9 protein-coding genes are annotated in these 14,989 nt (G+C 37.8%); 2 read left to right on the plus strand and 7 right to left on the minus strand.

What is annotated here, in order from left to right:
• Window positions 1-5: 5 nt before the first annotated feature.
• From B9T28_RS09035 to pilG, 5 genes are all read right to left on the minus strand, one after another.
• Window positions 6-4,583 (minus strand): Hpt domain-containing protein, encoded by a 4,578-nt coding sequence (locus B9T28_RS09035; protein ID WP_086203644.1) that lies wholly within the window; start codon window positions 4,581-4,583, stop codon window positions 6-8.
• A gap of 154 nt (window positions 4,584-4,737) precedes the next feature.
• On the minus strand, window positions 4,738-6,810 hold the full coding sequence (locus B9T28_RS09040) for a methyl-accepting chemotaxis protein (RefSeq protein ID WP_086203645.1): 2,073 nt from the start codon (window positions 6,808-6,810) through the stop codon (window positions 4,738-4,740).
• A gap of 44 nt (window positions 6,811-6,854) precedes the next feature.
• On the minus strand, window positions 6,855-7,391 hold the full coding sequence (locus B9T28_RS09045; RefSeq protein ID WP_086203646.1) for a chemotaxis protein CheW: 537 nt from the start codon (window positions 7,389-7,391) through the stop codon (window positions 6,855-6,857).
• A 3-nt stretch (window positions 7,392-7,394) separates the two neighbouring features.
• The gene (locus B9T28_RS09050) at window positions 7,395-7,763 is read right to left on the minus strand and encodes a response regulator (RefSeq protein ID WP_086203647.1); all 369 of its coding nucleotides are present in this window, start codon (window positions 7,761-7,763) and stop codon (window positions 7,395-7,397) included.
• Window positions 7,764-7,785: 22 nt separating this feature from the next.
• The gene (gene pilG / locus B9T28_RS09055) at window positions 7,786-8,169 is read right to left on the minus strand and encodes a twitching motility response regulator PilG (RefSeq protein WP_086203648.1); all 384 of its coding nucleotides are present in this window, start codon (window positions 8,167-8,169) and stop codon (window positions 7,786-7,788) included.
• Between the two features lie 270 nt (window positions 8,170-8,439).
• Here pilG and B9T28_RS09060 point away from each other — a divergent pair, with 270 nt between their 5' ends.
• Window positions 8,440-9,066, plus strand: coding sequence for a hypothetical protein (locus B9T28_RS09060; RefSeq protein ID WP_252053575.1), 627 nt, complete (start codon window positions 8,440-8,442; stop codon window positions 9,064-9,066).
• Between the two features lie 608 nt (window positions 9,067-9,674).
• Window positions 9,675-11,390: a proline--tRNA ligase gene (locus B9T28_RS09065; RefSeq protein ID WP_086203649.1), complete on the plus strand. Its 1,716-nt coding sequence runs from the start codon at window positions 9,675-9,677 to the stop codon at window positions 11,388-11,390.
• Window positions 11,391-11,451: 61 nt separating this feature from the next.
• Here B9T28_RS09065 and B9T28_RS09070 read toward each other — a convergent pair whose 3' ends face one another.
• Both B9T28_RS09070 and B9T28_RS09075 read right to left on the minus strand, forming a co-directional pair.
• Window positions 11,452-12,396 (minus strand): DUF6160 family protein, encoded by a 945-nt coding sequence (locus B9T28_RS09070; protein ID WP_086203650.1) that lies wholly within the window; start codon window positions 12,394-12,396, stop codon window positions 11,452-11,454.
• A gap of 116 nt (window positions 12,397-12,512) precedes the next feature.
• Window positions 12,513-14,960, minus strand: a complete 2,448-nt coding sequence (locus B9T28_RS09075; protein ID WP_086203651.1) for a DUF6160 family protein — start codon at window positions 14,958-14,960, stop codon at window positions 12,513-12,515.
• Window positions 14,961-14,989: the final 29 nt, after the last annotated feature.

Genomic DNA, 14,989 nt, shown 5'->3' on the forward strand with positions numbered 1-14,989 from the left:
GTTCTCTACCTTGTTTCCAGCAATGCTGTAATATTTTCCAACAACTCAGATTCTTGGAATGGTTTGCCCATATAGTTCGTTACACCGAGACTAAAAGCACGCTCACGATGTTTTTCACCAGTACGAGATGTAATCATAATAATTGGCAATTCACGATGGACTTCATGATGACGAACCAAGTTCGTGACTTCAAATCCATCCATACGTGGCATTTCAATATCCAGCAACATTAAATCTGGTTTTACATTTTCAAGTTGCTCAATTGCATCCACACCATCTTTAGCCGTAATCACGTCAAAACCATTACGCTCTAGCAATCGGGTCGTTACCTTACGTACCGTAACCGAGTCATCCACAATCATCACTAAACGACGTTGATCACGATGACGCTGATTGTCACGATGTTCACCATCATCTTTTACACGATGATTGGCTTGAATTTGTCGTGCAATATTTTGACCATCTAAAATTAAGCAGACATGGCCATCACCGAGAATGGTTGCACCAGTAATGACACCAATATTAGAGAACTGCTGTCCAATCGGTTTAACAACAATTTGTGAACGCGAACCAATCAACTGATCAACCAACACCGCAATGGTTTGTCCCATACTGCCTTTAATCAACAATACCGGTAAAGAATGTGCGATACCATGTAAGCGAGGTACTGGCTGATGTGCAACAAATTCAGCAAGATAACGTAACTTGTAAGACTGATGATCTATCTCAAAAAATTCAGACTTACTACTAAAGTATTCATCCAATGCTGTAGGTGAAATTCGTACAATTCGATCAATCTGTGACAATGGTACAGCAAACTGCTGATCACCAATTTTCACCATCAATGCATCACTCACCGATACAGTCGTTGGAACTTGTATGGTAAAAGTTGACCCTTTACCCAGCTCGGAATGAACGGTGACTTGACCACCCAGCAATTTAATTTCGCTTTGCACCACATCCAGTCCGACACCACGACCTGAAATCTGTGTCACTTGTTGTGCCGTACTGAAACCTGGATGGAAAATCAACTGTAAAATTTCATCAGAAGTCAGTTGTTGTTCCGCAGTAATCAGACCTTGCTCAAGTGCTTTGGCTTTAATTTTCTCAGCATCAATCCCTTTACCATCGTCGGTAAAGGTCACAATTACATCTGTACCTTGACGGCTAATATTTAGATCAATACGACCCGTTTTCGATTTCTGACTATTCTGACGTCCAGATGCATCTTCAATACCATGGTCGATTGCATTTCGCAGCATATGCTCTAATGGAGAAATGAGCTTTTCTAGAATGGTCCGGTCTAATTCACCTTCAGTATTATTCACCAGTAATTCGGTTGGCTTATTCAATGTTGTTGAGGTTTGGCGAACCAGTCGCTGTAAACGTGGCAACAATCGAGAGAATGGAACCAAACGTGTCCGCATTAAGCTTTCTTGAATCTCAGCTTGAATCCGTGACTGTTGTAATAATAAACTTTCCGTATCGCGTATTTTTTCGGATAACGTGGTTTTAAAATCAATCAAATCGGAAGCTGACTCTGCAAGCGATTTAGACAATTGATTCAATGATGAATATTGGTCCATTTCTAATGGGTCAAAATCGGTATAACGCGAATTCAAGTCACCATGTTTGGCTATAATTTGTGATTCTAATTCACCTTCCATTCGACGTAATTGGTCAACTAGACGTTGAATTGCCAATTCCATATCACTGAGAGTATTACCAAACTGCCCTAAATCCATCTCAATACGCGAGCGGTTAATCGCATTTTCACCAGACAAATCAATCATTTTTTCAATCAGATCTGCTGAAATACGAATCATCTCATCATTTTGATCAGCATGATGAGACTGCCCCCACTCACCAAACATCGAAGGTGGTTCAACACCATCCCCAGCCACAAAATCAGTGGGTTTAAAGTCGGAGAGTAAATCAGCACGAGTCAGTTTATTCGGTAGCTGAACAGCGACATCGACATAAGTGATATTGGCTAAATTGCTTTTCAACTTATCATAATGCTGATAGTTCTGCTCTTTTATGGCATCTTTGAGCCAATTAAATGCCATATCCAAGAGTGAATCATAGACATTCGAGCTGAAATTATGCACCGCAAATTGTTCAAATACATTTTCAAGTTCATAGGCAATTTCCGCAACTTGCTCTAATCGCACCATTTTTGCGCCACCTTTAATACTGTGGGCAATACGCTGTAATTGAAGCAATAAACTACGATTATTACGTTGGTCAAACCATAAACTTAAAATATGCTTTGAATCATCTAGCAGTTCTTCAGCTTCTTCGAAGAATGTTTCTCTGGCAATCAACTCAGCCTGATCAGGTTCATTTTCAGAATTTGAATCGTCTTCTACTGTACCTTCTAGAATCAACGCTGCAGGTGTTAAATCAGCAACATCGACCAAATCATCAACAAGCTCTAGATCAGAAGTTGCAGTTGCAGTCGTTGCAGCATAAGTCTCAACAGGGGTCGTCACCTCAACTTGATGCTTACCTAAACCACGTAAAATGGATAATACGTTTTGAGCAGGATAATCGACATGTTGCTCATGAATCATCTGTAAACGATCTGCAATATTATCTTGAACAATCCGAATCACTTGGACCAATTCAGGCGTGGCTTGCATTTGTTTTTTAATCATTCGCTCATAAATTGTTTCCAACTCATGCGCAATCCAACCGATATGTTCCGCCTGCACCATATTTGCACCACCTTTTAAGGTGTGTAAATGGCGCATCAAGTTCTTTAAAGCCGTCGTATCTGAGAGATTTTTCGACCATGTATTTAAATCATGATCAATATTAATGAGCAGCTCATCCGCTTCTTCAATAAAAATGTCCAAGACTTCAAGATCAAAATCACGATGACTTTCAGTTGAATCGAGTTGCTTTTTATCTTCTAAAATTTGTGCCGTGATTGAACTCAAATCAAATACTGAAGCGGCTATTGGCACTGCTTCAGCAACACTCATCGGCTCAATAGTTGTTGATAAATCTGATTCAACAGAATCGATATCCTGTTGTAAATAAGCACTTATTTCATCTAAAGCTTGCTTTGAATCATCATTTAAACTTACACGTTGTCCAGAAGCTAAAGTATCAAATAAATGAATAAACTCTTGATGAACTTTTGAGAACAACTCAAATGCATAGTCTGTATTTAATAATGCAGGTGTACCTAAAACAGCGATATAGCACGCTTTTAATTCAAGACTAAATTCATGAATACCTTGTGAAGCACGATTTTCAGTATGCTTGATTAACTGGCTGGTTTGATCAATTAATTGCTCAAAATAATGTGGATAATCTACTTTGGCACGTTTATCAAATTCGAATTCAGCATCTAACAGATAATCAATATTTAAGCTCACTAACTGAGAGATTAAATCGTGTTCACTCGCCTGATCTTGTAATTGTTCGATTTGGAAATCATAACGATCCCAAGCACGATTAAATACTTGATAAATACTCTGTAATTTAATATCACTCGCGCCATCTTGCTTCAAGACATGTAAATAATCACGTACAAATTCAGCATAATGCGTGAGTAGTGCATTTTCATTGGTACTTGATTCAGTATCTGCTTGCACTAAAACTTTAAATAATTGTTCAACTTTACCACTCACCTCAAATACGTCATCGACATGTGCCATAGAGGAACTGCCACGCAAGGTATGTAAAGCCCGAATTAAACGATTATATTGTTCTGGAGTATGATGTTCTAGTTGTAAGAATGCCTCTATCGCTGCCAAATGCTCTTCAGACTCTTCCACAAAGATTGCCAAAGTTTCTGTAAGAAATTGATCTCCTTCATCCGATCTTTGACTGGGGTATTCTCCCTGATGAGATTGGGCCAATGAAGTATTGGTTTCAGCAGAAATCAGCTCCTCATTACGCGGTTCAATCGCTTCATGATGTGCGATATCCACGCCAGAAACACGAGCAAAAGTCTCTTCTGAAATGCTTGCTGCAGATACAGCCACATTTTCCTCAACACTTATTACAGGCGCTGCTGGAGCAGATTGAGCATCAATATCAACTTTTTCCAAACCAGTGATGACATTTTCAGCATTTAACATCGTAGATAAAACCAAGAGCTCTTCTAAAGCCGGTTCAATACTGACATTTTTTTGAATCTGCTGCCCCAACAACACCAAAGGTCTTAAATCAATTTGATGTACCTGATTATTATTAAAATCATTATATAATTTATACTTATAGGTATTAAAAACTAAATTTACATAACTCTGTAATGGTGCTGAAATGACTAAACTTTTCGCAATGACTCGATTTAGAGCCTCTTCTACAGTCCAAGCCAATTCACCAGAGCTTTTAGCCCCAACCATACGCCCCGAACCTTTTAAAGTATGATAGTGGCGACGAATATTAAGCAAAACCTCATCTTGAGTTGGATCTTGTATCCATTGGCTTAATAACGGTTGTAAACTTTCAAAAATCTCTTCAAGTTCTTCTATGAAAATTTCTAAAATTTCAGCATCTTGCTCAAGATAACTATCTTCTGGTAAGACTGTCGATTCAACTAAGTGTTTTAATATTTCTTTCATAGCTCAGGCTTCTATGTTTAGCTTCCTGTTACAGAAACTACAACCTACTAACATTTTTTATCTTAAGCATTTTAACTTAATCAATAAATGTCCTATTGTTTGCAATACCCACATAACCGTGGATATTGCATACCCCATAAGATGTTGAATCCAATTATTCAGGCAGTTTAAAGTCTGTTACTGATTGACGTAAAGATTCTGCCATATTCGCCAATTCAGAAACTGAGCGCGCTGTATCAAATGTCGCAGTGGTTGTTTGTGAGGTAATCTCTTGTACAACCGTCATCGTACTTGCAATGTGACCTGCTGAAGCAGACTGCAATTTTGCAGAATCAGAAATACTAGCAATCAATTTTGCCAAACTACCCGATACAGATTGAATCTCATCCAAAGCAACTCCAGCATCTTTTGCTAGGTTTGCACCACGTACAACCTCAGAAGTGGTTTGTTCCATTGAAATTACTGCTTCATTGGTATCCGTTTGAATGGTCTTAACCAGTGCTTCAATCTGTTTGGTTGCTGATGCAGAACGCTCTGCAAGACGCTGAACCTCATCTGCTACCACGGCGAAACCACGACCTGCTTCACCTGCCATAGAGGCCTGAATAGCTGCATTTAATGCCAAGATATTGGTTTGATCGGCAATATCATTAATAAGCGATACAATATTTCCAATTTCTTGAGAAGATTCACCCAGACGCTTAATACGTTTAGAGGTTTCTTGAATCTGTTCACGAATCGTGTCCATACCATCAATTGAACGATTTACAACATCCGCACCATTCGATGCAATTTGTACCGAACGTAGTGCTACATCAGCTGATTCAGAAGCATTCGCAGATACGTGATCAATCGACTGTGCAATTTCGTTAATCGCGGTTGAAGCACCCGCAATTTCTTGTGCCTGATGTTCAGATGCTTCTGCTAACTGGTTGGTAATGTTCTGTGTATCTTGCGTATATCGCGCAACTTCTTGCGAAGTTTCATGAATTCGTGAAACCAAGTCACGTAACTGGTCAATGGCAAAGTTAATCGAATCGGCAATTGCGCCAGTAAAGTCTTCAGATACTGTCGCATAAGAACGTAAATCACCATCTGCCAAGTCAGCAATCTCATCCAGTAAACGTAAAATTGCATTCTGGTTACGGTCATATTCATCTTGTAAACGGGTTACACGAACTTTATCGGATGAACTACGGAATACCAAAAGTTTAAATACACTAAAGAAGAAAACAACCAATGCGAGAATCAATAGTGTCGCAGGCAGAACAGTTTTCAAGCCTGTATTGACTTCTAATTGATTTAAAGCTGTTAAAAGCTTATCCGACTGTGAAAAAATATCTGATGATGCTTGACGAACTTCAACAATTTGTTTCGAGTTATCTGCTAAAGAACTTGCTGCAGCTTTTAAAATTTTATCGTAATCATCTTTAATACTTTCGAGTGATTCACGCAATGCAGGTTGATCAATACGTGTTACACCGAGCTCTGCATTCCCATTTAACTGTGCATTTAAATAAGCACCAAATGTTTCTGTATCGGCATTAAAGTCATCCGCAGAGGCTTGTGAGTCAGCTGAACCACCGAGTACCGCACCGATCGAACGTAAAATACGTTCAGCAATAAATACTTGGTTCTTCGCAATAACCACCTGACTACTTGGCATATTTTCACGTGCCATTTGGTCAACCATTAAGTTATATTCCGCCTGCATACCTGGAATTGCATCACCAATAGCCAGGTTGGTTTCATATAAATTATTAATAACCTTTTCTTGAGAGGTTACAGTTGTAATATCATCGGAAACTTTAGACCAAATCGAATTCACTTGCTGCAAATTTTTATCATTAGAATGTGTATCTTTCACAACTTTAAGATTATCTGCAAACTCTTGTTGTGATTTTTTCAATGCTTGAATTGCACCGCTACCAGATACCGATGATGTAACTTCTGTCGCTTGACGAGACATAGTTTGTGATAACAAACGTAACTCACCTAAACTTCGAGTTAAGTCATTATTCCGAGGAACGCTATAGAACAGGTACAATAAAATGAATACTGCGAAAATCAAACTGATGAGCGCCATTAAAATAAATGGTTTCGCTTGATCGCTATCACCGAACAATTTAGAAAATTGGTCAATACGTGATTTTATTTTTGCCACAACAACTGGACTACTTTTTTGAGTAGCGTCACCTGTATTTTTCTTTTTAAGTTTAAAGCCCATTCAGCTTCTCCCCGGGACACTTAACTTTAAGTTCAGCGTCAAAGCTAGTTTATAAATTTTTCTGATGCATTCAGATACTTAGGATCATTTAATAAGCGACTAAACAAGAATACATTCCAAGCATGGTTGTGCTGATGAAAATGCCCTTGGCAATAACGATTAAGTTTTTCATCTAAATTTTGATTTTCTGAAAAAAAACTCTTTTTATTAAAATGTTGAATCCCTAAAACCTGGTCTACAATCAAACCAACATAATGATCATTGTGGCTAATACATAAGACTTTCTGAGTAGGTAAAAATTGACTTCTTTGCCCTGAAATAAAACATGCTAAATCGGAGACAGATAAAAGTCTTCCACGAATATTCGCCAACCCCCACACCCAATCCTGTACATTTGGAACGGACGTATATTTAGGAGGATAGATCACTTCGGAAACTTCACCTAATGGGGCAATAAAATATTGCCCCATCATTTCGAATGCAATGCCTGACCATCGGTTTACTTCACTTTCATCATCACTGTAGTTTTTATTGCCACGTTTTGATAACCGAAGTAATTCGATAAATCCATTCGCTGCCATAAGTTATCCCGCACTGAGATATTGTTTAATCACGTTAATTAGTTGATTCTCATCAATAGGCTTGGTTAAGTAATCACTCGCCCCTTGTCTTTTTCCCCATACCCTATCCGTATCTTGATCTTTAGTACTCACAATGATGATAGGTATGTGTTTTGTTTCTGTACCGCGAGCAATTTGACGTGTTGCCTGAAAACCATTCACACCAGGCATAACCACATCCATCAAAACCAAATCAGGCAGTTCAGCTTGCGCTAAAGTCACCCCATCTGCGCCATTAGTTGCTTCCAAAACATCAAATCCATGTTTATTTAAAATTTCTTTAAATCTAAACATCTCTGTTGGTGAATCATCAACAATCAGAATACGTGCCATTTTTTTCCCCAATCAATTCGTTTTAAGCACCAACATGGTTACGAATTGCATTTAATAACTCGTCCTTACTAAAAGGTTTAGTCAAATATTCATCTGACCCAACCACTCTTCCTTTTGCTTGATCAAATAAACCGTCTTTACTTGACAACATAATGACAGGTGTATTTTGATAATTTTGTGAATTTTTAATCAAGGCACAAGTTTGATAACCATCAAGACGTGGCATCATAATATCGACAAAAACAATATCTGGATTCGCTTCTGCAATTTTAGAGAGTGCTTCAAACCCATCAACAGCAGTCACAACTTCACAGCCTTCACGCTGTAATAAAGTTTCTGCTGTACGACGAATCGTTTTTGAATCATCAATTACCATGACTTTTAGATTTTGAAATTTATCATCCATTTAATGACCCGTCCCCTTAATTTGGATTTGATAGAGCTGAACTCATTTATTTTTTACAATTAATCTCTATTTTTTAACATATATACACCAACTTTATCAATGAACATTTTTCGTTAGCGCCTCGTTTTTTTACATTTGCACTTTTAAAAACCAGTTTTTTTGATAATTTACCCTTTATTTTCGTATTTTTATATTTCATACTCTAATTTTAATGCTTAATATGTGTTTATTATTTAGGTAAAAATACTCTTAAAAGTATTTGGGGGAACAATGTTCAATCAAAAAAATGCATCCTCGTCAAAATATTTTATTTATCCACTCTTCATCATTACAGTATACACCCTGACCAGTTCAGCTTATGCTGCTGAAGCAGTGCAAAAAAAATGGTATCGCTATTATGATAAAAACGGTGTAGCCAATATTAGTACATCTGTGACGCCAGCACATATTCGTAATGGCTATGAAGTTTTAGGATCAAATATGCAGGTGATTCAACGTAATCACGCCTATAATACTGAACAAGATGTCAAACAATCTAACTCTCGAGCCTCTGTTGCTCGCCAAAAAGAACAAGACCTAAAATTAAAAAGAGCTTATGGCAGTAGTAAAGTTGCTGAAAGTAAACGTAATGAACAATTTGGTAGTATTAAAAAACAAATTGCACTCCAACAAGATCAACTCAAGCAATTACAAGCCGATCGAATTAATTTTAAACGTCAAGAAATGGAGTACTTCCGCAAAGGCAGCCCTGTTCCTACACAGCTTAAAAATAATATAAAATACAATGCTGACAATATTAACAATACCAAATCTACGATTGAATCTTTACACATCAGCTATGGTAATACCCAAGCTTATTACGACGACATTATTCAGCGCCTCAAAGTGTCTGAATAATTTTTTCACACATACAATTTACGCTAAAATATGGTTATACATACAAAAAATTCAGTAGATTTATGACGCTCATGCTACTTATTAATAAGCTTTGTACTTAAATGTAAAAAAACTATTCAAAATTCCAAAAAATAAACTTGAGAAGCACAATTCTTTTAACTAGATTTAGTTAAAGCTCAATAAATCCATATGCCTTAAAAAAACAACATTGATAAGAATCAGCTGAAAATCAAAATACCATTCAGATCCAAAAGATAACTAATCAATAGCTATATTACTTAAGAACCATAACTAGTCTGTAACTCGCTTAGACCCTAATTTGAATGATCAATAGCGCTCTAGTCATAGCTGTATGTTTCTTGCTTTAAATTTATATAAAACGGTAAATAAAGCATTTCCATAACACATGTCGTGACTGGCTGTGTCATCCCCTATGCCCTACGACTCCCCTCACCTCTTTGGATGATTTCAAAAATTTCATATCGTGACCATTTCAAAAAATCACATCTTCATAAGATAATTTAACAGAAGGCGACATTATCAAATGTTCGGCGGATTTTTTTAACGTATAATCCCTCTTTAAATCTAAAAATTTCAGGATAGTTTCCATGCGCGCGAGTCGCTTTTTATTTGCTACGTTAAGAGAAACCCCAAATGATGCTGAAGTTATTTCACATCAACTCATGCTACGTGCGGGGATGGTTCGTAAATTGGCTTCAGGTTTATACACTTGGTTGCCAATGGGTGTACGTGTGTTAAATAAAGTTGAAGCGATTGTCCGCGAAGAAATGAATCGTTCTGGCTCACTTGAAGTATTCATGCCAGTGACTCAACCCGCAAGCTTATGGGAAGAATCAGGCCGTTATGTACAATATGGTCCTGAATTATTACGTTTCAAAGATCGCCATAACAATGACTTTGTATTGGGTCCTACTCATGAAGAAGTGATTACCGATCTTGCGCGTAACGAATTAAAAAGCTACAAGCAACTTCCAATTAATTTCTACCAAATTCAAACCAAATTCCGTGACGAAATTCGTCCACGTTTTGGTGTAATGCGTTCACGTGAATTCATCATGAAAGATGCCTACTCATTCCATGTGAGTCAGGCATCTCTACAAGAGACCTATGATGTGATGTATGACACCTATTGCCGTATCTTCACACGCCTAGGTTTAAATTTCCGCCCTGTGCAAGCAGATACTGGCTCTATTGGTGGTTCAGGTTCACATGAGTTTCACGTATTAGCTTCAAGTGGCGAAGATGATATCGCATTCTCAACTGAATCCAATTACGCAGCTAACGTCGAAATGGCTGAAGCGGTTCTGGTGGGTGAACGTGCAGTAGCAACGCAAGAACTGAAAATTATCGATACACCAAATCAAAAAACCATTGCTGATGTCTCAGTCTTTTTAAATACAGATCCCGCACAATCGGTAAAAGCATTATTGGTTCAAGGTATTGCCAATGAAAAAGGTCAAGTCCCTGTCGTTGCATTATTCCTACGTGGTGATCATGAACTCAATGAAATTAAAGCTGAAAAACATCCTTTAATTGCCTCACCACTAGAGTTCGCAACAGAAGCACAATTACAAGAAAATGGTTTAACTGCTGGCTTCTGTGGCCCTCAAGGACTCGTAGAGAAAGGCATCACTGTCATCATTGATCGTGCAGCTTCAGTCCTTTCTGATTTTGTTGCAGGAGCTAATCACATTGATCAGCATGCAACTGGAATTAACTGGGAACGTGATGCCAAGTTTACTGAAGTTTATGACTTACGAAACGTGGTTGAAGGAGATCCATCTCCGGATGGTAAAGGCACACTGCAAATTAAACGCGGCATTGAAGTGGGTCATATCTTCCAATTGGGTCAAAAGTATTCTGAAGCCTTAGGTTGCAAAGTTTTAGGTGAAGATGGAAAACCATTAACTGTTACTATGGGCTGTTATGGAATTGGGGTAACCCGCGTCGTTGCATCTGCGATTGAACAAAACTTTGATGATAAAGGCATTATCTGGCCTGCTGCGATCGCACCTTTTGACCTTGCAATTGTGCCAATGAATGCGCACAAATCCCCTCGTACTGTAGAAGCTGCTGAAGCATTGTATGTAGAATTACAGGCAGCCGGCTATGATGTTCTTCTCGATGATCGTAACGAACGTCCAGGCGTTAAGTTCTCTGACTTAGAGCTCACAGGTATTCCACATCGTATTGTCATTGGTGAAAAAGGTTTGGATGCTGGTACATTTGAATATAAAGGCCGTACTGATGCCGAATCTGTGAATATTTCTAAAGCTGAGTTAATGGCTAAATTCTCAAAATAATCAATTGCTTTAAGAATAAAAAATCCCACATGAAGTGGGATTTTTTATTCTCTCTTTAATCTTACAATCCACTTACTTTTACTTTTAAATCCGTGATTGATGCACCAACAGCTCCCATATTTCCCATAGAGCCATTTTTCAAGCCATTAAAGACATCTGTGCTGGATGAGTTTAAAGCTCCCAACGTCATACCATTTAATGCTGCATCGAACTTACTGGAGGCACCATTATTACCAAAGACTAAACCATCAGGTTCCACTCCAGCATAAAAACCATTTAATAAAAAGCCATTTGTTGCATCAGTCGCTTTTAACTGTAAATTAAAAGTTGCGCCTGTATTTCCTGAAAGCAGAGCTATAGGACATCCACCGCCATCATCAGTACCACAAATCGATTGGATTGCTCCACTTAGCACAATCAAATGACTTTGCGGAACATTACCCAATTGAATATTAAATGATGGTTTATTCGTATTATTAAAATTAATTGCAAAATTATTTGATGCACTACCAATGGTTAATAATTTAGTCACATCACCATTCAGCGTTCCACCAGCGGTAAAAATAGACTTTGAGGTTCCACTTATAGAGGTTGAATTCGCTCCGGCAAGATATATAGCAAAAGGGGAAACTTTAATTCCAGTAATATTACTGCCAAAACTTAATGCAATATTTGCAAACGGATGTCCGCCTCCACCATCTACATCCATGACCATTTTAAACGTTGAATTTGTATTATTTGCCCCTAAAAAAGTCACATCAATTGGAGTATTTGTTGAACCCGCAAGAACAAGAGCTGCTTTGTTTTTATATTGTGTTGGAGTCAAACCATCGGTATCAATGACTGAGACTTGGTCTACTTGAATTTTACTGATGTTTATACCCAAATTAATACCATCTTGCCCAGTTGTCTGAGAAAGACTTTGATCATCCAGAGGCTGCATTGCCATGGATAACGGACTGCATAGCAATAAAGATACACATCCGAGTATATTTTTTTTCTTCATCGTCCTAGTCCTTAGGAAAATACTTTTAGTTTTACTGACTGTCAAAATGAGTTTAAAGCGTTTCAAACCCTGATCCAATCAAAAACCGACAAACTGGCAATATCATAAAATGTGCTTTAGCGCGGTATAATATTAAATTCACTGGTTAAACGCCCCCCGGTAATTGCTAGCTCTCCTAAACGAGCACCAGCTCCAGTTTGTGGCGGATACAGATTTAAGTCTCTTGCCCTGAAAACACCTGCTGGATTTTGATCAGGGTTAAAGATTAAACCTGTATAAAAACCAACTTTACCCAATCCACTTTCTTTGTCTTTACCAATCACAATTGCATTATTAAAACCAAGTTTCCCTGTTAAATTATCTAAACCTAAAGTTGAACCATTCACGGGATCACTAATTTGTATAGTATTTCCTGAGCTTGCAAGTGTTAACTCACCAACCACACCCAATCGAGAACCCGTTCCGTCACTTTGAATTTCACTATTTGGAATAAGTGATAGATCCATATCTCCACCTAAACGAAGTTTCATACCAAATAATACATTATCGTTTAGAGCAAAGTTATTATCTGGTGATTTACTTCTACTGGAACAAGCCGATCCAAAGGATGAAATTCCTAAAGCACAAGATTTATAGGTTGTACCTGGTAAATAACCCGCGGCCACCTCAGCAGCCATAACAATCAGCATGTTTTTTAAACTTAAATTTAAACTGCCATTTTCAACGCCAATATTACCTGTGCCTTTCATCAATAAATCAACATTACGTAATCCCATATAGTAATCTGTAGGTTGTACTGCCCCAGACTTGTCTGTATAAGTCCCACCATCAATCACTAAAATAGAGGTTGTCTTATTTCCTTGATTGATATAATTAGTATTTTTATCAATCCCCTCAGTACTCATAGCCATTGAAAAACCAAGACGTGCTGTCTCACCAGTGGTCGCAACCTGATTTTTCACACCATTGCCCGTATAGTAATACGCAGTATTTGCTGCTACTTTTGCTCCATACATCGCGATATTAGCGTTCAAATTATAAAATGGTAATGCCAGCCCCCACTCATTATCCAACCCATCCTTAGTAAATAAGTTGGTAGGATCAATCACTCCTGCACTTGTCGTAAAACGTCCTCGACGAGAAATCGCTTGGAACTCTCCACCTCGAATACTCGTGACCAGTGCATAGGGATTTGTCGATAATAAATGAATATTTTGCTTATAATCATTCAAAGTGGTCAAATAACTATTATTACCAAAACGGCTAGTCTGGAAATTATAATTTTCTGGTAATTGTAAAGTTTTTGTATCCACTAAATTGGTATAAATATTACCACTATCAAATGTTCCACGAGTCCCAGATCTTAATCCGGTCAAATTTCCAAATTCAAAACCATAGGTATTTAATCCAGCTCCACCTATTTCCAAGGTCGTTGCTTTTCCATCAGTACCCAGCATCGCATCCTTATCTTTGGTGAAGTCAGCTTTCATACGAAATGCGATACCAGAACTCCCCATAATATTATTATTCGTTGTTCCAGATGGAGAGTCAGCCTTACCCAAAAGATCAGTGCTTCCAGTTGAGTCCAATCCTCTTAGTTGAAGATAACCGTTGATCATCCTACCACTTGCTCCCACGCGAATTAGTCCAACTGCTCCTGTAGGACTATTTGTAGTAGGATCTAATGCATAAGGAGTGACTGAATTCACACCCTTATTCAACATAATTTCAAGATTTAAACCTGCATTCGTGGTTTCAGAACCGTTACCATAAGTTCCTGTATTTTTAAAACCTATTTTATTGGAAGCAGAATCTGCAACACGGGTAAAATCCACATAACCATATTGGTCATTTGGAGCCTGTCCAAGACCTGCGTCAGCCGAACTATTCGTTTGAAGCTTCAACCCACTTACTTCATCAACAAATACAAAACCTTTACCATTAAAGTTAAAGTTAAAGTTTTTAAAAATAAGCTGATTGAGTTGATTATTAACGTTAGTTTGCCCTAAATAAATATTTGCGTTTTTCAACCCTAAAAGCAATTCTGCTTGGCTCGTTTTACTAAATAAACCATCTCGCGTTTTAAGACCAACATTTAAGTCTGATGTGGTTTGTACAGCAATATTTCCAATTTTATCACTACAATACCCAGTCACATCACATATACGAAATGAATCTGCAGTCAGCAATAATGGTGCAACAGCCAAATTAAAATCCAGTCCAGTCTTATTGCCTTCGCTGCCTAAATTAATTTTATAATCCATGCCTAGAGGAACACTTAAAGCATTACTCTGCTGAATTTTAACAGTGTCTGCAATAGTCGTCAGTCTTGAATCTGTTGCTCCTGGTGTACCTCGCCCCACATTATCAGTCCAATACAGGGTATCAATATTTGCCTCTTTAAAGGTTGTAGATATATGCACACCATCTTGACCATTTACATTTCTGAGCTCCCCATCACCCAATGCCTCTAAAGCATATGTAGAGCCACTCATAAATATCATGCTGAGCGTTAATGTATTTAAGATAAATCCTTTACCGTGATTTAGTTTTTTATTTATCATCACATTTTCCTTTTCATATCCATAAACAG

It is taken from the genome of Acinetobacter silvestris (genome assembly GCF_002135235.1).
Lineage (GTDB): Bacteria > Pseudomonadota > Gammaproteobacteria > Pseudomonadales > Moraxellaceae > Acinetobacter > Acinetobacter silvestris.